This window comes from Arcticibacter sp. (assembly GCF_045629565.1).
Lineage (GTDB): Bacteria > Bacteroidota > Bacteroidia > Sphingobacteriales > Sphingobacteriaceae > Arcticibacter.
This window is the reverse complement of sequence record NZ_JAZQRL010000029.1, coordinates 1-24,538: the sequence shown is the minus strand read 5'-3', so window position 1 is coordinate 24,538 and position 24,538 is coordinate 1. Positions and strand designations below refer to the sequence as shown.

At 44.9% G+C, this 24,538-nt stretch carries 14 protein-coding genes and 1 pseudogene; 2 read left to right on the top strand and 13 right to left on the bottom strand.

What is annotated here, in order from left to right; translation table 11 throughout:
• The 11 genes and pseudogenes from ACKI5J_RS03935 to ACKI5J_RS03885 all read right to left on the bottom strand — a co-directional run.
• Positions 1 to 377, bottom strand: a pseudogene (locus ACKI5J_RS03935) (alpha-rhamnosidase); the annotation flags it as partial.
• Between the two features lie 7 nt (positions 378 to 384).
• Positions 385 to 3,165 (bottom strand): glycoside hydrolase family 2 TIM barrel-domain containing protein, encoded by a 2,781-nt coding sequence (locus ACKI5J_RS03930; RefSeq protein WP_407426722.1) that lies wholly within the window; start codon positions 3,163 to 3,165, stop codon positions 385 to 387.
• Between the two features lies 1 nt (position 3,166).
• Positions 3,167 to 4,594: a sialate O-acetylesterase gene (locus tag ACKI5J_RS03925; RefSeq protein ID WP_407426720.1), complete on the bottom strand. Its 1,428-nt coding sequence runs from the start codon at positions 4,592 to 4,594 to the stop codon at positions 3,167 to 3,169.
• Positions 4,591 to 6,450, bottom strand: coding sequence for an exo-alpha-sialidase (locus tag ACKI5J_RS03920; protein ID WP_407426718.1), 1,860 nt, complete (start codon positions 6,448 to 6,450; stop codon positions 4,591 to 4,593). The genes ACKI5J_RS03925 and ACKI5J_RS03920 overlap by 4 nt, the downstream gene beginning before the upstream one ends.
• Before the next feature lie 24 nt (positions 6,451 to 6,474).
• Entirely contained in the window at positions 6,475 to 7,392 is a 918-nt protein-coding gene (locus tag ACKI5J_RS03915) for a glycoside hydrolase family 43 protein (RefSeq protein WP_407426716.1), read from the bottom strand.
• Positions 7,393 to 7,394: 2 nt separating this feature from the next.
• Entirely contained in the window at positions 7,395 to 8,792 is a 1,398-nt protein-coding gene (locus ACKI5J_RS03910; protein ID WP_407426714.1) for a glycoside hydrolase family 140 protein, read from the bottom strand.
• A gap of 22 nt (positions 8,793 to 8,814) precedes the next feature.
• Entirely contained in the window at positions 8,815 to 11,955 is a 3,141-nt protein-coding gene (locus tag ACKI5J_RS03905) for a DUF6298 domain-containing protein (RefSeq protein ID WP_407426712.1), read from the bottom strand.
• 261 nt (positions 11,956 to 12,216) lie between these two features.
• Positions 12,217 to 14,250: a RagB/SusD family nutrient uptake outer membrane protein gene (locus ACKI5J_RS03900; protein WP_407426710.1), complete on the bottom strand. Its 2,034-nt coding sequence runs from the start codon at positions 14,248 to 14,250 to the stop codon at positions 12,217 to 12,219.
• 34 nt (positions 14,251 to 14,284) lie between these two features.
• Positions 14,285 to 17,554, bottom strand: a complete 3,270-nt coding sequence (locus ACKI5J_RS03895) for a SusC/RagA family TonB-linked outer membrane protein (RefSeq protein ID WP_407426708.1) — start codon at positions 17,552 to 17,554, stop codon at positions 14,285 to 14,287.
• A gap of 283 nt (positions 17,555 to 17,837) precedes the next feature.
• Positions 17,838 to 18,506 (bottom strand): DUF3826 domain-containing protein, encoded by a 669-nt coding sequence (locus tag ACKI5J_RS03890; protein ID WP_407426706.1) that lies wholly within the window; start codon positions 18,504 to 18,506, stop codon positions 17,838 to 17,840.
• Between the two features lie 5 nt (positions 18,507 to 18,511).
• A complete protein-coding gene (locus ACKI5J_RS03885) occupies positions 18,512 to 20,140 on the bottom strand; it encodes a fucose isomerase (protein ID WP_407426704.1) in 1,629 nt (542 codons plus the stop codon).
• Positions 20,141 to 20,394: 254 nt separating this feature from the next.
• On the opposite strand from ACKI5J_RS03885, the gene ACKI5J_RS03880 reads away from it, so the two are divergent.
• The gene (locus ACKI5J_RS03880) at positions 20,395 to 21,270 is read left to right on the top strand and encodes an AraC family transcriptional regulator (RefSeq protein ID WP_407426702.1); all 876 of its coding nucleotides are present in this window, start codon (positions 20,395 to 20,397) and stop codon (positions 21,268 to 21,270) included.
• A gap of 71 nt (positions 21,271 to 21,341) precedes the next feature.
• Here the strand turns inward: ACKI5J_RS03880 and ACKI5J_RS03875 are convergent, their stop codons facing one another.
• Both ACKI5J_RS03875 and ACKI5J_RS03870 read right to left on the bottom strand, forming a co-directional pair.
• On the bottom strand, positions 21,342 to 22,274 hold the full coding sequence (locus tag ACKI5J_RS03875; RefSeq protein WP_407426700.1) for a dihydrodipicolinate synthase family protein: 933 nt from the start codon (positions 22,272 to 22,274) through the stop codon (positions 21,342 to 21,344).
• A 16-nt stretch (positions 22,275 to 22,290) separates the two neighbouring features.
• Entirely contained in the window at positions 22,291 to 23,850 is a 1,560-nt protein-coding gene (locus ACKI5J_RS03870; protein WP_407426698.1) for a sodium:solute symporter, read from the bottom strand.
• A gap of 182 nt (positions 23,851 to 24,032) precedes the next feature.
• Between ACKI5J_RS03870 and ACKI5J_RS03865 the strand changes: the two genes are divergently transcribed.
• Complete coding sequence (locus tag ACKI5J_RS03865; protein ID WP_407426696.1) at positions 24,033 to 24,362, top strand: hypothetical protein; 330 nt, start codon at positions 24,033 to 24,035, stop codon at positions 24,360 to 24,362.
• Positions 24,363 to 24,538: the final 176 nt, after the last annotated feature.

Sequence of the window (24,538 nt, the reverse complement as noted above, 5' to 3'; positions counted from 1 at the left end):
GTACTGCCATCATTCGTCCAAACGATAACCTTCCAGTATGCCCTATCCTTACTTTTCAGCTTCTTACCGCTGTATACAACATGCTGTGATTCGTCTGAATTCTTCTTATCAGAATCCCAAAGATCAGCTTTTCCCGCTTCCAGCATTTCAGGCTTCGAAGCCACCAGGATCCGGTAGGCACTTTGCTTTAATCCCCTCGTCGGAGATGTGATCTCCCAGCTGAGCCGTGGGTTAACCACGTCAATTCCCAAAGGATCTGTAAGCATCTCGCAGCGGAGATTCTGGAGCTGAATCCCCGCCGCCCAGCCGGGCAAACAGATCAGCATCAAGATAAAGCTAAGTCCCACCTTTAGGGTGAGACTTTTAATGGTTTTCAATTTCATTCTATTTTCCTGAGAAGTTAAAGTACAACGTAATCTCTTTCGCACGAGACGGATCTTTTTCGTAATCGTAGAAAATATTCTTCATTCCCATAGGCCCTGTTGTTTCTGTCTTCTGGGTCTTGGTTCCTATTCCCGAAATACCCTGCATGAACGATATATCACCTGAAGGAAAAACCGGGACGAAGTTCTTGTAAGGGTCATTAGAAACCTTTGGTGTAAACAATCGGAAATAAAGATCTTCGTTTTCGGTTACCACCGTGAAAGACTGGTCTTTGCCATGGAAATTCATCCAGTACATATTGGCATGGTAGCCCTTAAATTCCGGATACTGGAATGGAGGCTCTCCTGTTGCTGAATTATTATATTCTTTATCCCACACGCCAATCTGATTACCTTTCATCCGGTTTTTCCACACCCGGTATGGTCCAGAACCCATATACTCAACGCCTTTTGTATTGCTCTCAGGATAAGAGAAGTTTAAGCCTACAACTGAAGTAAAATACTGTCCAGGGAAATAGTTCACTTTCATCTTCACCCAACCGGATGGATAAACAGTCCACTGAAGCGTATTATAACTGGCTTTTCTGTCAAACTTCGATTCGATTACCAGGTTCTTTCCTTCCATTTTGTAGCTGAATCCAGCGAAGTTGTTCACACCCTCCTGCAGGATCGGTCCATTATTAAACGGAATAACCCCCTTATCATTTTTCACTTCACGTAAAATTCCTGTTCGTTTACTGAAAGAAACTTTAAGGTCGTTAACTGTCACCTGGAATAACGAATCCGTTTCACTCACCCTGACAGCATTAGCAGCGTCCTTCCTGACAATCTTCGCGGCCACATGAGCCGGACGAACGATCGGATAACTCCAGGTAAACACCTCTCTTTTATCTGTACCAATGGCGGTAATGTACAATACATCGTAGGACTTCCAGTCTGAAGGAAGCTCCACCTTAAGCGCACCTTTCTCCAGTGGCTTCAGGTTGGGACTCTGGATTTGTCCTTTTATAGAATCACCTGCAGCACCATTTATCTGCTTAAGCTTCGCTAACTTCCATGAAAAACCTATCTGATTAAGGTTAGCAAAAGAATAACGGTTTTCCACATTGAATACACCATCAAATCCCTCTGCAATTTCCCTGCGCTCAATATAAACCGGGCTCCAAATCTCCTTGATCGCATAGAAGCTTCCTTCCTTTTCATGATGCGGACCTACAATTCCATCGGCTGCATGGTTTCCATCGGTATCGATGATATTATTCTTATCGGTACGTACAACTCCCTGGTCAGCGAAATCCCAAAGAAAACCGCCTGCAGATAACGGACTGTCCCACATGGCCTTCCAGTAATCCTCTAATCCAGCGCCATGTCCGCCATCATACATTCCATGAAGAAACTCTGTCGGCATCACAATCTCACGGCCGTGCATATAATTTCCGATTCCGTAATCATACTCACGATAATGCTGTGTTTCAAAGCCATCGAACAACTGCCACGGATGAATGATCGGCCTTTTTTGAAGGTCGAGCTGTCTGAAAATAGTATCCAGCTCCAGATTATGCCCGCCTTCATTACCATTTGCCCAGAAAACGATCGATGGATGATTTTCATCATGAACAATCATTTCTTTCAGCAATTTCGTACCTGTAGGAGTATCATAATGCCCGTGCCATCCTGCCAGCTCGTCCATTACGTATAAGCCCAAAGAATCGCAAACATCAAGAAAGTGCCCGTCTGGCGGATAGTGAGACATACGAACAGCGTTCATATTCATCTCTTTCATCAGAAGCACATCTTTAATACTTAAGCTTTTACTTGTGGTACGTCCTGACGTCGGCCAGAAAGAGTGGCGGTTCACGCCCTTGAACTTAATCTTCGCACCGTTGATATACATACCGTCACGAGGTTTCACCTCTACGGTACGGAAACCAAATTTCTTACTTACTTTATGTACTGCTTGTTTGTTTTGATAAAGAGTAAACTCGGCGTTGTATAAGTTAGGAAACTCAGCTGACCAGAGCTTTGGCGATTGAAAAGCACCGCTCATTAACACAGAGCCTGATTTCTTATTCAGGTTAGACCGGATCTCTGAACCAAATGGTTTGCCATCCGCATGAAATAACTTGATACCTACTTCTGTGGCAGATCCCGCAGCAATCACATTGGCGCGGAAAGATCCGTCGGCCTTGGCATCAATAGACACTCTTTCAATATGGTTCTTTGGAAGGGCTTCCAGATAAACCGGACGGAATATTCCGCCAAAAAGCCAGAAATCAGCTTCGCGCTCAGCCGCATTCACCGACTTATTAGCTGAGTTCTCGGACACTTTCACCTCCAGCAAATTATCTGATCCAAACTTCACCAGTTTCGTAATATCGTATCTGAAAACATAAAAAGCACCCTGGTGAATCGGCCCGGCCAGTTTGCCGTTCACTTTCACCTCTGTATCTGTCATGGATCCTTCAAACACGATGTCAATCTTTTTATTTTTCCAGTCATTCGAGACTTTGAAAGTGCGCTTGTAAAAGCCCTCTTCTTTTCCTCTCAGGCTATCTTTTGAAAACCCGTAATCATACTTTCCAAAGCCCTGAAGTTCCCAGTTTGATGGCACAGGAATGGTAGACCATTTACCCGCTTTCATTCCGCCGGTAACGTAGAAGTCCCAGTTTACAGTATCGTCATTACCTGTACCGGAGAGCATTTGCTTCTGCGTAGTTTGTGCGCTAACACCGAGGGAGAAAAGAAAAAAGAAAAAAATGAAGTGTATATGAAGTACTTTCATGCTAATTATTGGTATATAAAAGTTCATTGTTTATTAGTCCGGCTGGCCGGTCAGTTCGGAAAGGGGCTGCAGGCAATCCCTCCCGGTTATATAAATTAGGCTGATCTGCTTCGTTCCAGGCAAAGCGAACATTAGCCGGCACTTTTACAGCAGGTGATGAAACCACGACTTTATTATTTCTGATAACAGCCGCCGCAGGCACGAACTTGCCATCCTTTCCAGCGATGCTGAAGCACCTTAGAGGCTGTCCGTCCTTGCTGTAAATTCCCGAACCGGTATAGTTAAAGTGAAGTTCGGCCTTACCATCCCGGATATCCATTCCGATGAACACCGGGCCATTTCCTACAACGTCGACACCATAAGTGTCAGTCAACGCCATAAGCGCAAGCCTCCTTCCTATTTCCCACTTCATGGGAGGATGAATATCGTTAATGTCACTCGCCAGGTCCGTGGTAATAATCATGCCTGTGTTCGATACCTGAAGCGCCTGCTCCTGAGCTTCTCTGAATTCGGGCAGCGACTGAACCTCCAGCTTGATCTTCCCATCACTTTTTGAATAATAGAAAGGCGCAAGCTGTGCATAGTAGAACGGTAAGTCGGTTCTTCCCCATGCCGTTCTCCAGCTGTTAATGAGCATTTTCATTTTGTCGGTATACTGAGCCCTTTCGTTCAGAAAACAATTACTCTCACCCTGATACCATAAGAAACCCTTGATTGCGAAAGGCTGCAAAGGTTCGATCATAGGCTGGTAAAACTTGCCAGGCTCTCCATCACCATCAGGCATAAGCACTGCCGGTATCCATGGCTCTATTCTGCTTCCAGGAACAGCTGAGGAAATCATTCCTACAGGCACGCCCAACTTCTGGCCCAATTCCTTCGCAAAGAAGTAGGCGGCAGCAGAAAACGAGCGCAGCGCCGAATCACGGGCAACACTCCATCCGCGGTGCGTAGGGTCAGGCTTAATAAGTTCCTTTCTGTTTACCAGAAATATCCGGATGCTATCATTGTCAGCATACTGCAACTCATCCACGGGATTACGCCCGTTAAAAGGCCTCGCTACCTTGCTGTTTTTTCTCATGGTGTATTCCATGTTCGATTGTCCCGAACTCAGCCATACCTCCCCTACCAGAATATTCTTTAAAATAATCGTGTTGGTCCCCGTTACAGACAGGTCCCTCCCCGTGCCCGAGGCCTTTAAAGGCTCAAGAACAACCATCCAGTTACCATTCGCATCTGTCTGGGCGGATCTTCTCTGTCCCGCAAAAGACACCTGGACCTGTTCACCCACTGATGCCTTTCCCCAAATGCTTACTGGCTGATCCCGCTGAAGCACCATGTTGTGCCCCAGAATTCTGGGCAAGACCACTTCAGCACGCAAATGACTGAAAGCGGTCAAACATATTGCCAAAACGAGAAGCCTCTTCATCATAGTGCCGACGTTTTCAGTTGTCCTATCGTGTACTTCGCTTCACGATCCGGTGAGCCCGCGTTCGGAAGGTCATACGTCTGATCTGCGGGTGTATCGATATGTGGGAAGCGGCGCACGTTTCCTGTACGATAAACCACGCGTTCTATCGCCGCTACAGGAGAAAAGGCAATGCCGTTCCAGCTCTTTTCACCGTTCACATTGATCGTGCACATCCTGGTCTCAGTGTCCAGTGTAGCTTTGATCGTATACTTTTTGCCCGCTTCATATTTCATAATTCCTTTGTAACGAGCTCCCGCTTTGAAATTCAGGTTACCAGCAGAGTCAAGGGTCAGACGTGCAAACGGAGTACCTTTGCTGTCCTGAAACTCCACATCCAGCACACCGAAATCATTCTGCGCAGCAGTCACGTCAAACTCAGCAACCAGCTTTTTCGTCGCCGGTATTATACGCTCTGCTTTCGCATAATCGTACCTGTCTTTATCTTTCAGCGTAAGGGACTTCATCCCACCGGCTGCTTTTTCCACCTTCACAGGTGCCCACAGCGGACTGTAAACGTTCCATAACTTCAGCTCGTCATTTGCAGGCAAGGAATTAAAATTGTCGTTCGCATGCTGAGCCGCCTTATCAACAACGGGCACCGGCACCTTTGCCACCCAGATATCTTCCTTGTTCATACTGTACGACAACCACATGTTGTTGTCAGGCGGCGTACCATTATTTTCCAGGATACCCCGTATGTATTGCGGACCGTATGACTTATAATTTCCACCATAGCGCATCGGCGATATTTCGCCGTTCACCAACAAAAGATTCTTGTAGTTCAACCCGTCATCACTAACCGAAAGAGCCAATGGCCAACGATACTCCGAAGGGTTATAAACCGTTGCGTACTTTCCGTCAGATGTCCTTTGCCCCCAGATCTTCGCATTACTGTTTACAAAACCGGGAGCCCTGCCTGCATTCTCCGGCCATGTTTTTCCGCCATCACTGCTGATCGCCGTCACGGCATGCTTCCAAAGGCCAGCCACCCGTCCGTCCGGCAGATGGTAGTAACTAAGTGCTTTGTATTGCTTTTTCAGAGGTACCAGCTTATCGTCACGATCTGCTTCTTCCACCCATTGCTGCATCATCAGAGGATCTGCCAGCAACTGGCGGCAAGCCTCCACGAAGCCCTTATCCTTGCTCTTCGTGAACATAGGATACTCAGATTTCTTTTGATCCCAAGTGGAGTTATGGCGGATAAAATAGATAGGACCATATGTTCCGTCTTTGTATATTTCCCTCACGACACGGCCAATTCCCTTACCATCATTCGGATCATCCTTAGCGTGCATCGCTATACCGTAGTAGGCAAGAGCGAGCAAACGATCCTTTTTAGATACGAAGAAACCCATACGCTGATGCATGATCGCATACAAATCCTTGGCCACTCCTTCAACTCCGCTTTTGCGATACCCGTCAGGCACCTTATAAGGAGGAAATATAATGTCTGGCTTTGTCCAGTTATATCCATCTTTTGAAGTCATCAACAGCGTCTGGCTGGGAGGAATATGCTCCCCTACCGGATCACTCAGATAATGCAAAAAGAAAGTATTGTTCCAGTAAGCCATGTTGGTCGCATGATTGTACGTCCACCCGTAACTGTTTTCCTGGCTGGGTTGTTCCCTGTTTGCCCGCATGATCTGGATGTTGTGAACTCCAATCGCAGGACTTAACTGTCCGTGGTGATAATCTATATTAGATAGCGTCGTACCGGTATAATGTACAACATCCTGAGCCTGCAATGTATTGAATATTCCGGTGCCGGCAACGAACATGAACGCTGCCAGGCCGGATTTATATTTACTTAATATCATAGTTTATCTTCTTCTTCAATCTTCTCACTGAGCCGGATTTTTCAGCATCTTTTTGATAAGACGCTGCGACACAGGAACGATGGTTCCATGCTTATGTCCTTCCGGAATAGAAAGCCGGCTGGTTACATCTTCAAACTTTTTAAAGTCCTGAGTACCCAACGCACTGTATGTCTTTTCACCGTAAGCATCAAAATACATGAGCCACTGGTCTTTGACCTTTACTACACTCGGCCCTTCTGTTAAAATACCTGTTACCGGTTCTGTAACACCCGTGTATGGCCCCATGGCCTTGTCAGAATAGGCTATTCTCATAAACCGGTTTGGGCGGGTATTATCCTTCAGTACCAATGCATACTTCCCTTTCTCCATTTTAGCGATCACAGCATCAATAACACTGAACCCAGGATCCAGGAACAGCTTTGTTTCGCTAAATGTCTGAAAATCCTTTGTAGTGACAGAGTACATCCTGTGATTGTTACTTTCGGCCTCTACACCCTTCGGAAAACGATGGGGAATGGTAGAAGCCCAGATGATGATGAACTGCTCATCCACATCATCGTAAAAAATCTCAGGTGCCCATACGTTCACCGTTGTAGGCTCGTGTTTCATCACCTCTATAGATCGTTGAGGCGACCAGTTGATCAGGTCTTTCGAGCTCGAATATCCGAAACCCTTCGTTCCTTTCCAGCCTGTCGTCCACACCAGGTGAAATGTGCCGTCCGGCCCCTGAACCATAGATGGATCACGCATGATCTTATCCCCAATTTCAGGTTTTAGAAAAATTCTGTTGAAATCCTTCCATTTATACCCATCCTCGCTATAGAGCATCCTCAAGCCCGCATCTGCGGGCTCGTTGAATGATGTAAAGATGTATGCCTTTTTAGAACATGAAGATGTAAAAAGAGCAGCTGAGATAAGTGCTATCAATAAACGGGTCTTCATAGCTATGCTTTATCTAAAATAAGAACCCAATCATTCCCTGCCTTCACCTCTGCAGGAGGGTCAAATTCATGGGTACCAGTATTCGGGAACTCACCAATTTCTGTAGTTTTTCCATCTCTTGGATTAAACCAGCTGGCTTTAACCTTATCGCCGCCGATCTTGCCCATGTTCACTTTAATATTGCGGCCTGTATACGTGTAAATAAACGCATAGTCAGTTCCCCGGGTAGCCACCAGATAATCGTACTTTTCTCCATTTTCTGCAACAAGCGACTGGTCTGGTACACGCTCAAGGAACGGACGTGACAGCATCAGATCCTTAATATAAACCATTTGTCCTGCTCCTGGTTCATTCATCGCTTCGTCCCAATACTGATGAGAACCATAAGCACTTCCCTTATCTTTCGCATTATGCATCTGCATAACTGAATTCTGACCGTAGGTATAGCCGAAAGCACCTGAGAATACCGACCAGTAAGCGTAACGGCGAACGTCGCTATCTGTCCAGCGTGGCTGAAGCGTATCGTGTAACCCCTGTGGAATACCTTCATAAGATGGCTCGCCATCAATGGTAGGTTTAGCCGGAGTTAAAGAATAATCGTATTCAGAATGCTTCCAGTTATCTTCGCCGAAATGGTTCTTTTCGTTTGAGCTCGTATCCTGATCGTAGCGGCGGTGTCCTGACTGGTACATATTGAAATCCAACCAATCCTCGTTATGGAACCATTCCGTTGATGACGTACGTCCTCTAGGATGGAAAGTAATCAGGTGGTTAGGGTCGTTCGCACGTAAGCCTTTCCCCATAGCCTGCCAAACAGAGATAGAATCACTGCCTTTAATATCTCCACCGTTCAACCAAATAATATTTGGACGATTTTTGTATCTGTCCGTAATAAATTTAGTATAAGATTCCGCTTGTTGCACGCTGACATTGCCGTCCTTCACGTTTGTTCCCCAAATCGGAACGAGTGCCATATACAAGCCTTTTTCATTGGCTTTGTCTATGATATAATCCATATGATCCCAGTAATCGTATTGCAGGGAGTCAGCGGGATCATTACCTTCAGTTACCAGAGGTTTAGATGCATCCTTGTTTACCAATGCTGAATCACCGTAGAAGTTCTCGGCCGCCAGCGTGTGCAGCATCATCACCTGAATAACATTGAACCCTTTCTCCTTTCTGTTTTCCAAATATTTATCGGCTTCTTCGCGACTAAGCTTCCCAAATAATAACCAACCAGTATCTCCGAGCCAAAAGAAAGGATCACCATTTTCCTTTACAATATACCTCCCGTTTTCAGAAACCTTCAGCGGCCCGGTTTTTTGTAAGACTTCCTTTTCAGCATTACATGCCACTAAGACTGACAAAGCTACAAGCGATAAATAAAAAATACGACGCATTATTAACAATTTAAGTGTGTAATTAAATATGACTTACCCATAATACCGATTCCCCGGATGAAGGCTTATCCACCTGCAGGACTCCCCCTGCTTTAACTATATTTGATTTCTTCTGAACCTGACCGTCTTTCGGATTAATCCAGGTCAACTTGCATGACCCTTTGAAAGCCCGCAGATCAAGCTGCAGCGAACTTCCGCCAACCGAATACACGATCATCCCGTCCTTCCCCTCCAGTAGGTACTTTCCTTCACCGGAATTTGCAGCCGGAGTCATCTGCGAAGCGGCACTCAGCAGCCCCGTATTAACAGAGGCGGGCAACTGAGGCAACGATCCGCCAGCCATGAAAGCAGCCCAGCCAAAACTATCATAGTTATCACCCGAGTACATCACCGCTTTAGCCGGATGCTTCTTCTTATATTCGCTTACCGCACGGTAAACCTGCTCAAAGGATGTCTTCTTTGGCTTCATTAGTCTGGCATGCTGTCTGGGTGCCAGGTTCTGGCCTCCCTTAGGGGCATACTCACTTCCATCAGCCTGATAATGCCAGTACCGTATATCAACAAGATTAACAACAGAAGATCTCGCAGCATCAGCCAGTATGGCATCCTGAACATCTTTAGTAGTGCTCAGCCCAATAACGACCTTTTTACCTTTTTCGGCTTCCCATTCCTTTATCACGTCCAGCCAGAACTCCACAAAATGAAGCGGGCCGGTATACTCCGCACTGATCAGCTGAATAACGCCGTTATTTTCCTTGAAATTATCAAGACACTGACGGATATAAGCAATGTGAAGGGCTCTTCTTTCCGGATGAGAAACATCATAAAACTGCTCAGCCATAAAGATCCGCTTATCACCTGCATAAGGTACAGGTTCAGGAAAGCCAGAATTATTGATATTGTTCGCCGTTCTCCACGGAGAATCTGAATAATGTGCACCCGCTTCAATGATATTATGCTGAAAGTAATTCTGATGAATCAGAATTAGTCCCTTTTCGTCTGCAAGGTCTGCAAATTGCTTCAGACGCCCCCAATACCAGGCATTATATTTCGTAAGATCGTATTTACTAAGACCGTCCCATGCCAAACCTTGACCGCTCCTGGCGAATGGCTGTTCGTAGAAAGGAGCCCAAACCTCACCGTCCATCCGGCGGATCCGCTCATGGTCGTCTCTTCTTCGCTCATACCATAAACCATAATTATGATCAAGAGCGACGACATTTGCTGCTTTCATCTTATCCGTTACTTCACCCAGGTCATCGGTAAGTCCTAAACCGGTTCTACCCGGAACAAACCGGGTTACTGCAGGCTGTGATTTCCTGAGATCATCCGGTTGTAACGTACCTCTCCACCATGGCACATTATACCTTGCACCAGTCATCACTTCGTCACCCCTTAGTAACCATCCATTTTGAATATGCGTCAGCTTAACCTGCTTCTTCTTCTCAAGCTTTTTAACACCAATCTGATCAATAGATTTTACGCTGCCCGCTGCTAAAGTGATCGGATTTCTGGTACTTGCTTCTGCAATCCAGTCCCTTAACAATAGGGCAGGCTTTTTAGCAGCCGCTGTAAGCTCCGCAGCTACTTCAACTTTGGGGCTGCTTGATGCTTCTGTCGGAATCTCCATCAGAAAAGCACGCTTAGCCACTTCAGTCCCTATTCGTTCCGTCAGCTGCGCATAATACAAACTGCGTGGATTCACATGCTCATTGGATGCATTCCAGTAACCATTGCCAGAAAACTGAGCCCATGAACCAAAGGCCCAGTTATTTGCAGTGGGTGGCGCAAAGTTGTTGATAAGTGCAGCGGTACATTGCCAGAACACACTGTTTGCGGCAGTCCAGCCAGCGCCTTGCGCATCCTGACTTCTGTTAATATAACTAAGTGCCTGACCGTCCACGTTAACTATATCAAACAAAACTCCCGAAGCCCAGCTGTCGATGGCTCCGCTAAAACTGTGCGGCAGTGATGACTCACATTGAACAAACACGTTAGGACCTGTGGCACAATATCCTACGGCAAAATCATGATATCCGTCCTCTGCGTAGCACCTCTGGAACAATGTCTGCTGTCCAAGGGTGTAAAACGTATAACGGCGCTGCCCCCCAATCTCAGAAATCGGAGAAAGTGATATACAATCCTCCACTGTTACACGTCTCGCTGCGGGCAGTAGCTGAACTGCCGACCCGGCGAAATGCTCGAACTTCACCTGACGCACCCAGGCATCAATAACATTATCCATTGTTATTGCCATCCAGCGATGATCCTCATCCTTTTTGTTTGCCTGATCATATGTCGAGCGCATCAGTAAATTCTCCACACCAGCTTCAGCAATCCGTTCCGGCCACTTGCAGGCAGAGACGGTACCTCCCCCAAACAGCGGATCGAGAGCTGTAGTAATGGGAGCGTCGAGGATAAGCTTATTCCCTTTCACAACTTCGATAGTCCTGTCCCACTCCAGATCCTTATCTCCAGGTTTCCATCCCAAAGTTGTCTCCCCTCCGCCAAAATGTTCCGTACCAATAACATCGATCCAATTCTTAGTTGATGGTCTCCGCACCGTCACCGTTTGTCCGGCCTTAAAATCATGTTTACCGGGCAAAGAAATTTCTGTGGTGTTTACAGGATGGTAAATATCGGCGAGCTTGACCGGTACTGCTTCCTTTCGACCTGCAGGGCCCTCAATTACAACGAGTGTTTCGCGGGACTTGCCTGCACCCAGCAGAACCGTTCCATCTTCCTGCATTCCACTTCCCCGAAGTACCACACCTGACGTGCTTATTTTTAATGAACCATGTACTTCATAAGTTCCCTTCTCAAGCAACACTGCTCCTCTGATCCCGTTTTTATCAGCTTGCAAAGATGATACATAGTCAATAGCCGACTGGATACGGTCAGTGGCGTCTCCGTTTTTTACCGGGACAACAACCTTAATGTTCGCATCCGGAATCCCACTTGCTCCTGCCTTGTAGCCGGCGTAAGAAAAATCGGGAATACGGTTTCCAAGAGAATCAGGCACGTAATTCAGCTTATTCTCCTTGTATGAGATAGGAGGAAGGGACTTCACCTTTCCTTTTTGGGCATATGATAAAGGAATTGTGACGATGCAAGCCAGAAAGCATGCAGCTACATATTTGCGGCAAAGATTCAAATCGTTCATTCAGCGAAGATTTTATCTGGTGTGTTTAATAACATATAACGAGATCCAATCGAAATCCAGGTTTCAACAAAATAATTTAGCAATACCTTTGGTTAGAAAGTATATCTCATTACAAATGTATAGGCAGGGCAGCTTAGTTTTATATAGCATTTTCTCAATCTTATGTAGCATCTTATCCTGAAAGTCAAAGTGCACTATAAAATAAAAAAAGGGATGCGAAATGCATCCCTTATATCATTTAGAAAATATAAGTCTATCTAACTACTTCAGGGGATCGAAAGTTCCCATTCCATTTAAGCTGTTCCATCCCTGAGTTTGCTCCAGGTAAGGACTACCACTTAATACAGTCTGGTTCAATCCGAAGAAATAGTATTCAGGATACCACTTAAACTTCCAGTCTGCAGGATTAGTTTTATCAAGATCATCCCTTTCAGTAACCTTAAAATAGTTCTCATATAGATAATCAACATACCCTTCGTAGGTAGTTACTCCTGCCGGATAATTAGCTGCCGCAGCGGCTCGGTCGATTACCGGTGCATTCCCGGCTGCAGGTTTAATAAGAGGATCAACCCCTTTATCATTTATATAATCCTCCCCGGTACCGGTCTTTACAGAAATAAACAATCCCGTTCTGCGAGTTCCGTTCAATGGTTTGACACCCAAACGAGCTGCAGTTAGAGATCCTTCTTCAAACAATTTCCATCTTCTAAGATCAAAGAAGCGTTTACCTTCATACGCAAACTCAATTTTTCTCTCGTTAAGAACGGCAGCAAAGAGTTTATCTTTATCTCCAGCAGCAGTAGACAAACCAAAGTTCCCATCCAAATTCTCTACTCCTGCTCGCTCCCTGATTGATTTTATACCTTCCAGGCCTTCTGCAAGCTTTCCGGCTCCGATAGCACTCTCTGCCAGGTTTAAAACAACCTCTGCGAATCGCATCTCCATAAAGTTGGTTCCGCTAATCTTGAAATCTCCCAGGGCGTTGGTAGCTGCTGGGTTTGAAGCTTTGCGAAGATAAATACCACTGCTATTAGCTCCACGAGTTTCAGTTGTAGCCGTCGGATTAGCGTCAGCTGCCTTCTTTTTCCAAGTATAGGTCCAAACTTTAAAATTCGCATCATCTTTATAAGGCCAGATTGCACCATTATAGGCAAACGTCTTATAAAAGCGCGGATCCCTGTTCTTATAGAATTTATTTTGGCTATAGGTGTACGTAGACTCTCCGGCGGGTTTTCCATCTTTCATAGGAAAAGCATCCACCATCTGTTTAGTCGGAGATACAGAACCGCCACCGCTTAGTTCCTTAGGCCGTATTGCCTGCTCCCAGCCGTTAAACTTCATTACCTGATCAGAGTTAACAGTATTAAAATTGTAAACAATTACCGCTTCCGGATTACCAACCTCAGCCAGGAACATATTCTCCCATGCGGCTGCGTTGGCAGTTCCACCGGTTTTAAACAGACCGAACCCATTGGCCTCCAGAAGGCTTTTTGCAGCTACGTTTGCCTGGTAAGACCTCTCCCAACGTGCTACATCCTCTGTTGGATTAAATAAAGGGCTTGCCCATGTCAGCAGCACCCGTCCTTTTAATGCAGCCGCTGCTCCACTGGTAATCCGGCCCCAATCATCATTACCCCATTTGCCCGGGAGTAAGGTAGTAGCGAGATCCAGGTCCGCGCAGATCTGTTCAATACACTCCGAAGTTTTACTTCTAGGTACCTCACTGTTGCTACCTTCTGATAAAATCGGATTTTGCGGCTCTAATACAAGAGGAACACCACCATACAGCCTAACCAGCTCGAAATATTGCCAAGCTCTCCAAAAGTACATTTGTCCCTTCAGCTCGTTCCGGGTTTGTTCAGGTAAACCATGTTTATCTATCTCACTAAGAAAGATATTAATTTGCTTTATACGTGTCCAGCTATTGTTGCTGATGGATGTACCCATACGCTGGCCAAAGTACTTGTTGGCATGATTGTTCGTATAGGAGATCTGTGCCCATACCTTGTTATAATCAGTCTCTCCCGCAAGCTCTTCAGTCGTTTGTGTAAAAACAGTATTATACTGACCGTTTTCAGATGCCGAGTTAGTCGAAATCATTGAGGTAGCGTTGTTCGCTGGGAGGAACAACCCATATATATAATCCACATATGCTTTCGCCGTGAGTGCGTCCTGAAAGACCTCTTCATTCACGCCACCAAAATCACGTTTTTCCGCGAGGAAATCATCTTTACAGCTAGCTACTAGTACCAGAACTGGTATTAGTAAGCTCATGAACCTTATATTTCTTTTCATGATAATTTTATTAATATGCATTTATCGACTCAGCTTACAAAGAAACATTTACACCAAACGAGAAGGTTCTCAAATTTGGAAAAGAATCCCATGCAGTATCAGAATCTCTGTAGTCAAATGGATTGTAGAAGTTCAACGGATTAGTACCCGTTACGAATACGCGCGCATTGTTAACGTTGACCGCCTGCGTAAACTTCTTAGGTAAACTATAGCCTACATTGAAGTTTCTCATACGCATTCTGAAGCTGTTAACTTCCCAGAAAGAAGATAGAGGATCTAAGCTGATCTTATCAAAGTTAGGATTTGGCATAGTACCATCCGGGTTAATTTCAGGATCATAGATATTGCCCCAGATCGCAGGTAAACTTTGATATCCTCTTGTGATGTCGTTATTTAGTTTCTTCCTCGCGCTTCCGTCGATTTCAGACCAACCACCAAACGAACCTGATATCACCACATCAGCACTAAAGCCTTTATAGCTCGCCCTCAGTGTGAAACCCATTCCATAGTGATTATTTTTCCTGTTTTTCAGTTTGATCTGATCATGGAAATCAATGATCCCGTCAGGTGCCGCAAATGTACCGTCAGCCTGCAGTGGCCCTCTGACGTCTCTGTAATACAACGTTCCCGGTCTCAATTGTGATACCGGCGTTTCGAACACCTGCGTGATGTTATTTTCGGTAACATACGCATCTATATCCGCCTGAGTCTTGAACATGCCCAGGTAATCGTATCCCCATACTCCGTTATCACTTGATTTTCCCGGCTGAGGATTCCATGGATACATAATATCTGTATCGTTGAAGTTTCCTTTATGTACTTTGTTATCGTACCAGTTAAAACGGGCATCGATACCGTAGTTAAAGTCTTTACCAATCTTATCTCTCCAGCCAAGTCCGATTTCGTATCCGAATAAGTCAACCGCTGCGAAGTTTTCAGATGCAACCGAGCCTCCGATAGTAATTGGCACAACTCCCGTACGCTCTATAAGCATATTAGTGCCTTTGTTGTAGAATGCATCAACGTTTGCAGACAATCTATCATTTAGAAAGCGCGCATCGATACCGAAGTTGTTCTTTAATTCATCGCTCCAGGTAGCATCCCTGTTTGGTGATGCTTCCATCTTCATACCAGTTGACGATGGAGACGTATCCGAACCGAATACCGCTCCCTTACCATTCTGATAGGTATAACGCTGTCTCCACAACCAGGCTTTCGTATCGTCTTTCCCTAATAAACCAATTGAGTATCTCAACTTTAAGAAGTCGATAGCGTCAACATTGAAGAAATCCTCCTTTGAAAGAATCCATCCTGCAGAGGCAGAAAAGAACTTACCCCAATAATTTTCCGGAGCAAACTTCGTAGATGCATCACTTCTGAACAAAAACTCAGCAAGGTATTTATCATCATATGCATAATTTACTCTACCTACATATGATAAAGAGCCTGATTCAAGAGCTGAAGTTCTTCCGTCAATAGCACCAAACGCACTTCCAAACTGACCATTTGTTGTCAAGGATGGAGATCCTTTCCAAACGTCCTCCTGATCAGATTCCGCCTCAGCTTTTTCAATAGAGAACAATCCGCCAACACTGTGTTTGCCAAAATCTCTGGCATAGCTGGCTGTCAGGTTAAGCTGGTATGAATTGGAATTACTATTTGAATAATATAGACGATTTCCGTTTTCCCAATCCCTGTAGGAATTTACGGTTGCCCCTTGATCATATATATGCTGGTGATCTCCAGTTCTGTTAAATTCATATAATCTTAACAGAGTTCCAACTTGTGAGCCATTATTAGACCCTATATTGCGCCCGTAAGATGCTCTTGCTTTCAAACCCTGAACAAAAGGAACATCGTACTCGGCAAATAAATTTACAGTCATCGTCCTGTCCTTCGTTTCTGCAAGATTTCCAAGCTTTTCTATTTCGAAAAAGTGATAGCGTGAAAATGCATCATTTGAAGAAGGCAATTTGACCGGATACCCATCTACATACATAGGAATATAACGGGGCGCTCTTAATAAGTTAACATAATCATTATCATCGTTTTCTCCGCCGATCTTATTGAAGGTCTTGGTTAGATTGGAATAGTTACCAGAAACCTGAATTCCAGACTTGATATTTTTTCCTATCTTAACATCTGTTCCAGCCCGGAAGTTCCAACGGTCGTAGTCAAGGCTGCTTAAGTTACCATCCTGTGTAAAGTAGGTCATCCCGGCGAAATAAGTTGCCTTTTCAGTACCCCCACTGACATTTAGTGTGTGGCGCATGTTTGATGCCGCAGACCAAGCCTCATCCAGCCAATCGTAGTTAATATTTCTGAAATGATCAAGCTCGTCCTGACTAAATACCCGGTCTCTGTAGGTTGTGTTTTTTGGAGCATTCGAACCGTTCGGACCATTCATGATGTTGAAATATTGGCCAAACTCATACGCACTCATCATCTTTGTTCTATATGATTCGTCGTTGATGGCATAAGAACCGCTGTAGCTGAATTTCGGGTCCCCGTTTTTGCCCCTTTTGGTTCTCACCAAAATAACTCCGTTGGCGGCTCTCGATCCATAGACAGCAGCCGAACCATCCTTCAAAACGGAGATACTCTCGATTTCAGTGGGGTCAAGATTGTTAAACAAAGCGTTGCTATTCCTACCGTCTGCTCCGATTTGTATAATGTCATCAATAACATATAATGGTTCAAGATTCCCACCGTCTTTTGCAAGCGTAACCGGGTTCCTTATGGTAAGAGATGCCGTTGATCCCGGTCTGGATGTACCTCCGCTAACTCCTAAACCAAGAATTCTTCCTGATAAAGCAGCTCCTAAATTACCAACAGGCAGGTCTGCCACCTCGTCAACCTTGATCGATTCTACAGCGCCGGTTAAGTGCTCTCTCTTTTGAATACCGTATCCAACTACAACCACTTCCTGCAGGTCATTGGCTGATTCAATAAGCTGAATATCCATATTGGTGCCTGACGCTACAACTTCTTTGGTTTGAAAACCGATATAGGTAAAAACAAGCGTTTCATTTCCCTTAGGCAGGTTTAGTCTGAAAACGCCGTTGATATCTGTGCTGGTGCCACTATTGGTACCTTTGATTTTAACTGTCACTCCTGGAAGCACCTCGCCCTTGGAGTCTTTCACTGTCCCGGTTACATTAATACGCGCATTCAGCGATTGTTCAGTCGCAATCATACGCGCCGCATTTGTAGCAAAAGAAGTATTTTGTAATACAAACAGACAGATCAAGATCATCGCCGGAACCTTAGTCCGCTGAAGGCTTGATTGTAAAAGTAAGTCCATAAAATATTTAGATTAATGTTAGTTATTCAATTCAATAATTGGGAGTAATTGATAATCAAGTACAAACTTGTTATTATCGGATGTAGAGTTCTATTTCATAATTAAATAATTTAAGTACACAAAAAATATACACAAGCGAGGCACAGACCGCACATGTTAATTGATTTTAAGAAAATTCGGGGGTTAGTTATTGCACAAATGTATTAAGTAGCCGAAAGGATATCCTGTAGTATTTTCTCATGAATATATACCATATTACCATTCAGCCTTCTTGTACGTAAGATTAATTAGTTTGTTGCCTTTCCTTCAACTTTTTTTCCCAATCTTCCCTGGCCTTCTTGGTCTCCACTCCTTCAGCTGATAGATAATTATTAATCTTTCCTTTAAACTTTCCAAACCAGGCATGCTTCTTTTCAGAAGAGCCCGCGTTCATCGCATATTCTCTGGCCTCTGTCAGATAAGCAAGGATCTGCTCTTTCTGATTTTCTTTCAGGTCAGGTAACATCTCCAGATATCCTTTGTACGTAATCGGAAGAACTGAATAGGTCATTCCGTCCTTTACCTTTTCGATTTGCTCCTTGCTCAGCTGCTTGCCAAGCTTAATCATATATTCGTTATGCAGGCGAGCCAATTTCGGGCCTGCTTCTGCCTCAATCAGGCTAACTTTAGACGCGCGTACATCCTTGTCTAAGCTCTTGTCAGCCTTTAAAGCCTTAATTTTCTCATCCCTTGAAGAATGGATATCGTTCAGCGCAATATATTGGTCCGCGATAATATCGCGGACCACATTTTTCTTTACAGTATCCTGAATGCCCAGCTTCACAGCTATCTTATCAGCTCTTCCTGTTATCACCTTTCTATAAGCAGCTCTTTCCGCTTCTGTACCCTGCTGCGCAACGCCGGCGGATACAAAACAACAGAACGCTAAAGCAAACAATATAAATTTTCTCATGATCATTATTTTTGAGAACCGTTAAAATCAACGTCTCCACAGAAATGAACTTCAATACCCAGTCCCGTCATCGCAGCGGCCTTTATACGGCAGATTTCCTGTGCCTTCTCTGCATCAGGAGCATACGCTACCTGAATATGGTTCGCTTTATGACGCGCCATCATCTGGTCACGCGTTACGCCTTTCAAAACAGCATGCATAACTGGCCACTCCGGGTTGGTTTCTGACCATATTTTCTGAGTCTCTTCTAAAGGAAGCGACACGGCCTCACCCACACCCAGGTCGCAATGAAGCTTATTGTCCATGACAAATACCCGGCTCCATACGATACTTCCCGGTTTGCTGATTCCTCTCAGCGTTCCACCGCCAAACGGGAAAAACATCGATGGCTGACGAATACTTGATGCTCCTTTATACCCATCAGTAAAGTGCGAGGCAGGTGCTGCCCCGGAAATCATAAACAACCATACAAACTCGTCAACGCCATTCATGTTCCGCTGTTTACCCCAGCGCAGGTCATGAAGCGTGTTCGATCCGTCCAATCCCAGCTGCTCCCATAAATGATAGGTAACATATCCGTCTATACCGGCACACTCGTCCACTTCATTGAAGTGAGGAAGAGCATGGCCCGCGTAAATCTCCTCTCCTGATTCGGATAGAACCGGTGGACGCAGTTTATTATTCAAAAGCCCTTCGGTCAGATCACTTGCTGCAGTAAGATCTTTCAAGCCCTGCTGATACTGGATACCGATGGTATCACAACCAAATTCTTCAGCGATCCGCAGCGACGCGATATACATCTTCAGCTGCTCCAGCGTTTGCTCTCTGGTCAGCTCGGTTTCCGGATTTTCACCCCATTCAAAAGTCATCCCCTGCTCAAGCAGCCAGTTCAAGGCTTCTTCGGCCTCGTCCACACTAACCTTTCTCATCGCCGCGAATAAGGCCGACTGACTGAGACGTTCCTTGAAGAATCCTGTGCGGTGCAAAAGATCATCCGGAACGATAGCATTATACATACCCATGCAACCTTCATCAAAAATGCCCATAATGCCTTTACGGCTTTTAAAGGCATCAGCGAAGTCCTTACCGACCTGCTCTTCAGCCTGAGGAATCTTTACCAGGCTATAGTCCTTCACATGACTTTGGTCATGTTTAATTGCTCCGGTTTCAAACCATTCTTTCAGCGAGCTTGTAAAAAAGGCGTCTTCGAACGTTTCACTCCAAAGTGAACTGTATGCTACACCAGCCTTACTTAATGAACCGTTCAGGTTCAACATACCTACCAGACCCGGCCATTGTCCGCTCCAGTTAGCTACTGTAAGTATGGGTCCTTTATGTGTGGTCAACCCTGAAAGCACATGATGGCTGTATTGCCAAACGCTCTCCGCTACAATGATAGGCTGTTCAGGATCAAGATTCCGAAAGACGTCCATTCCCATCTTCTGAGAATCAATGAAACCGTGTTTTTTTACTTCGTTATATTGATGAGCGCGTTTTACCGTCCATCCAAGCTTTTCAATCGCCCTGGCCAAGAGCTGTTCCATTTCGTTCTGAGTAGCCCAGCAATTTTGATTTGCAGCGATACGCAAGTCCCCACTTGCAACTAATAAAACTTCCTTATTTCCTTTCAACATTGTATAATTTTTATAGGTTCTTTATGAATTTATCAATAATAAAATGAGTCTGTTAGCAAACTCAAAACGGCCCATTTTCCGGCAGACTTAACTTTATTTGAAGTCGTTTAACTGCTGCCGGGTCCTACAAATATGCACCAGGCTGTAATAGTATTGTTGCAGCTTGTTATCCAGTTTTTATAGGATATTAGCATCCTAGATAGAAAAATTAATGTATACTTGCCGTAGGTCAGCAACGAGATAAACAAAGAGAAATGAAGCCGCTATTTCACAAAGTTCCCACCAAACTACAGAGCTCTTTCAGTATAAGACACGATGTAAAACCGAGGTTTGACACCATCTGGCATTATCATCCTGAACTGGAATTACATCTTACTGTAAGGGGCGAAGGTGTAAGATTTATCGGAGATAATATCAGTAACTTTTCTTCGGGTGAGCTCGCCCTGCTTGGCGAGAACCTGCCTCACACCTTTCGATGTAAAGACGAATACTTTGCTGCAAACTCCACACTCGAAGTGGAAGCTATCGTCATTCACTTCCTTCCCGACTGTTTAGGGAAAGACATTCTCCATCTTCCCGAAGCTTATCTCATCCCCAAACTGCTTGAAAAAGCCAAGCAAGGGATGATCATCAATGGCAAGGCGAAAGAAAAGCTCTCCGAACTGATGTTTTCAGCTATTGATGCCTCCGGCCTTGATAAGATCATCATCCTGCTCTCCATTTTAAAAATTCTTGCCGAGACCGAAGAATATAAAACCATCGTTACCGGTCAGCACACGGTAAACAAGTCCACCGAATCCGATACGATTCGTCTGAATAAGGTATATAATTATACCCTGACTCATTATAAGAAGGAAATCAGCCTGGAAGAAATTTCAGAAATCAGCAACCTGAGCGTGACCTCATTCTGCAGGTATTTTAAGTTGATGACTAAGAAAACGTATTACGACTTTCTGATTGAGATTCGAATAAGCCATGCCTGCCGTGCGCTTATTGAAGACAAACTACCTACTGAGGTAATTTGCTTTGACTGTGGGTTCAATAACGTATCCAACTTTTACAGGCATTTTAAGAAGGTAACCGGACTAACACCGCTGGACTATAAACGGCAATATCTTCAAAAAATATAGATCAAATTGAGGGGCTGAATGTAAAAGCGTAACATCCAAAATAGTGCCTCCGCACTCAACCCCTCGTTCTGCTATATATGAATGTCCAGTTCTAATTCCTGCTGCAAGTAGTTATAATCCTTAAACAACGTTTCAATCTCCTTGGTGATTGAACTGGTAAACTCCCCAACTTTCCGCCTCGTGAACGTGGAAATATTAAGACCTCTCTTCTGGAGGAAATATTTCGAAACGATCGGGTACACATTGTGCATAACATCCATGTTAGCGTTCAAGAACTGCTGCACCTTTTCCACTTCGCCGGCCATTGCTTCATTGTTATAGTTATCACACAACCATACAATCAGTTCAGGAAAATAATTGCCCTGGATGCATGACAAGCCAGAGGAACCCGCCTTAAGCGACTCAACCGCGTGTACCATATAGGCATCATACAAACCAAACTTAGCGCCTTCCGTAGCCTTCAATTTCGCCCTTACCTGTTCAATATCCAAACAGGTGTCTTTATGATAGATAACCCTCTTGGTATCAACAAAGCCCTTTAACTGTTCCGCTGAAAGCAGGCGCTTATATGGCACGGGACACTCGTAGAAGCCCAAAGGCACTCCTGGAGTCTGATCAATCAGATCAAAAACCCGCGAGTTAAAATACTCGTCAGAATCTGACTCCTCAGCCAGCAAACTGGTGATCACAATAACCGCTTCCGTACCGGTATCATTTACCCGCTTCACAAAATCTGCCTGCTTGTCGATAGCTCCACCGAATGTACCAGTCGCTATCACCGGTACCGCACCATTCACGGTTTTAATAATGTGCTTAATGGCATCTATACGCTCAACGTCTGAAAGTTCAAACATTTCGCTCGATAAGCAGTTGGCGAACAGACCAGCTGCCCCCGACTCCAGATAAACCTCTGTCAATCTGGTTAATGTATTATAATCAATATCTCCATTATCTTTAAATGGAGTGAGCATCACCGGGATGAAGCCCTTCTTTGAGTTGTCCATATATTCAATTAATCTTTTATACTATTGAGCGTCGTCTGAACCTTGTCAGCAGCACACCCACTAAGAAGATAGTGAGGGTACCTACCACAATGATCATATTATAATGAAGTGTATTGCGTAAATATTCGTATTCAACAGGGAGCAACGGTGAGAACGTCATCCAGATAATGACCAGAATGCCGATAATCGTTGCGATGATCGCTTCATGGTTTTTACTCTGCTTGCTAATGAGGCCCAGGAGAAATAATCCCAGCATGCCAGCAGCAAAGATCCCCGACAACTGCCACCAAACGTCAAGTATACTCTTCACTCCTATCATGGCTATTCCTGCCGCCATACCCAGTAAACCGAATACAACAGTCGAAGTATGGAGCACGAACATCGTCTGCTTCTCATTGATATTCTGTTTGAAATAACGTTTGTATATATCAACCGAGAAAACGGTCGCAGAGGCATTCATCCCTGAACTGATGGTAGACATGGCCGCTGATAAAATTGCGGATACGATCAATCCCACCAATCCTGCAGGGATCTTTGTCACCATGAAATGCGGCATTACCTTATCGCCATAATCTGCCGGCTGAAGTGTCGCCGCCATCTCTTTTATCTGAGCAGCTGACGAACCGATAGGAAGCCTTTCTAAAGCGACCTGCTGCTTAATTACCTCGGTGAACTCCGGATTGACACTGTAGTAAGCAAATAATGCAGAGCCTATAATGAAAAATAACAGAGAGGCAGGAACATAAAGAAACACGCAGAGCCACAATGATTTAGAAGCCTCCTTAGAGTTAGGTGCTGTATGGTAACGCTGAACGTAGTTCTGGTCCATACCAAAATTGTTCAGGTTGATAAAAAATCCATATAACAGCACCACCCAAAAGGACGACTCCACAAAGTTGAAGTCCCAACTCCCGAGACTGAATTTGTCGTTGGCTTTACCAATTTCCACAATAGAAGATACTCCGCCAGGCATACCATCAACAACCAGATAAAGTATCAGTACGGCACCAAGCGTTTTGATCACGCCCTGAACAACTTCTGTCCAGATAACGGCCTCGATACCTCCCAACACGGTGTAGATGATAATACATATCCCCATCACGATCATAATCATGGACATGGAATAGCCGGTCAGTGCCTGCAGACTAAGTGCGATACCGAAAAAGATCGATCCCATCCTGGCGAGCTGAGTAAGCAGAAAGCAAACCACCGCATAAGTTCTTGCCCAGGCACCGAATCGCTTTTCCAAATTGGTATAAGCGGAAATTTCGCCCGTATTCCGGTAAAACGGAACAAAATACTTCGAAGCCACCCAGGCTGCGAGCGGCATGGAAAGACTGAATACGAAAGCATTCCAGTTGTCGCCAAAGGCTTTCCCCGGAACACCCAGGAAGGTATTACTACTCAGAAAGGTAGCATAGATTGACATCCCAATAGCCCATCCGGGAATCGTACCGGAAGCCTTGGTGAAATGATCGGAACTTTTATTTTTCCTCGAAAAATAAAAGCCAACCAGAATCATTCCCAGAAGATAAATTGCTATAACAGCTAAATCAAATAATGGTAGGTTCTTCATATCAAAAGCCAAATAACTAATATTATTTGACTGGGTTAAGTTCGTTTGGAATAATCAGAGGAAACCCCTTTCAATGTCACAAATCTAGTCCCCAGCGCGTTGCCTTTACTATACCATTTTTTCTGAGTATTATAGGATATTATCAAGAAGTGGTTCCGCCGGCTCATTTACCCGCTTCGGAGGTGAAGCTCCTGGTTCGCCATGCCGATCCCATACGCAGATTAGTTCCATACGGGCACATACGGGTTTTTGCCGCATTTGCGGGCTACCGGTTCCTGGTCAGCCTCCCACCAGCTGGTAGCCAGCCAGTGGGTATAGCCACATTGCAGCCGCACTGCAGCCACGTTGTAGCCACGTTTTTACCAGAAAAGGTGGCTACAACGTGGGATGACCGTGGCTACAGTGCGGTTGCACCCACCAGCAGCCCCCTAGCTGCCCCCTGGGTACCCACCAGCTACCTTAATGATGCTTTTGCCCAATCCGCTCCAAAACAAGAAGGGGTTGTATCATGATTTATGATACAACCCCTTCTTGTTTTAATTTAGGTTGACGAACTATTGCACATCGAGTGCTGAGACACTGAGTCCCTCGGCATCAATAGCGATAACTCTGTACTTGTAGGTTCCCGCGTTAATCATCGATCCGGACGTTCCATTCAAGTAGTTCCATTTTCCCGGCTTGCTGGTGG

What these genes read in the sequence shown, in the direction of transcription:
- ACKI5J_RS03930 (WP_407426722.1), bottom strand. Translation starts at nt 3,165, where the DNA reads ATGAAAGTACTTCATATACACTTCATTTTTTTCTTTTTTCTTTTCTCC.
- ACKI5J_RS03925 (WP_407426720.1), bottom strand. Translation starts at nt 4,594, where the DNA reads ATGATGAAGAGGCTTCTCGTTTTGGCAATATGTTTGACCGCTTTCAGT.
- ACKI5J_RS03920 (WP_407426718.1), bottom strand. Translation starts at nt 6,450, where the DNA reads ATGATATTAAGTAAATATAAATCCGGCCTGGCAGCGTTCATGTTCGTT.
- ACKI5J_RS03915 (WP_407426716.1), bottom strand. Translation starts at nt 7,392, where the DNA reads ATGAAGACCCGTTTATTGATAGCACTTATCTCAGCTGCTCTTTTTACA.
- ACKI5J_RS03910 (WP_407426714.1), bottom strand. Translation starts at nt 8,792, where the DNA reads ATGCGTCGTATTTTTTATTTATCGCTTGTAGCTTTGTCAGTCTTAGTG.
- ACKI5J_RS03905 (WP_407426712.1), bottom strand. Translation starts at nt 11,955, where the DNA reads ATGAACGATTTGAATCTTTGCCGCAAATATGTAGCTGCATGCTTTCTG.
- ACKI5J_RS03900 (WP_407426710.1), bottom strand. Translation starts at nt 14,250, where the DNA reads ATGAAAAGAAATATAAGGTTCATGAGCTTACTAATACCAGTTCTGGTA.
- ACKI5J_RS03895 (WP_407426708.1), bottom strand. Translation starts at nt 17,554, where the DNA reads ATGGACTTACTTTTACAATCAAGCCTTCAGCGGACTAAGGTTCCGGCG.
- ACKI5J_RS03890 (WP_407426706.1), bottom strand. Translation starts at nt 18,506, where the DNA reads ATGAGAAAATTTATATTGTTTGCTTTAGCGTTCTGTTGTTTTGTATCC.
- ACKI5J_RS03885 (WP_407426704.1), bottom strand. Translation starts at nt 20,140, where the DNA reads ATGTTGAAAGGAAATAAGGAAGTTTTATTAGTTGCAAGTGGGGACTTG.
- ACKI5J_RS03880 (WP_407426702.1), top strand. Translation starts at nt 20,395, where the DNA reads ATGAAGCCGCTATTTCACAAAGTTCCCACCAAACTACAGAGCTCTTTC.
- ACKI5J_RS03875 (WP_407426700.1), bottom strand. Translation starts at nt 22,274, where the DNA reads ATGGACAACTCAAAGAAGGGCTTCATCCCGGTGATGCTCACTCCATTT.
- ACKI5J_RS03870 (WP_407426698.1), bottom strand. Translation starts at nt 23,850, where the DNA reads ATGAAGAACCTACCATTATTTGATTTAGCTGTTATAGCAATTTATCTT.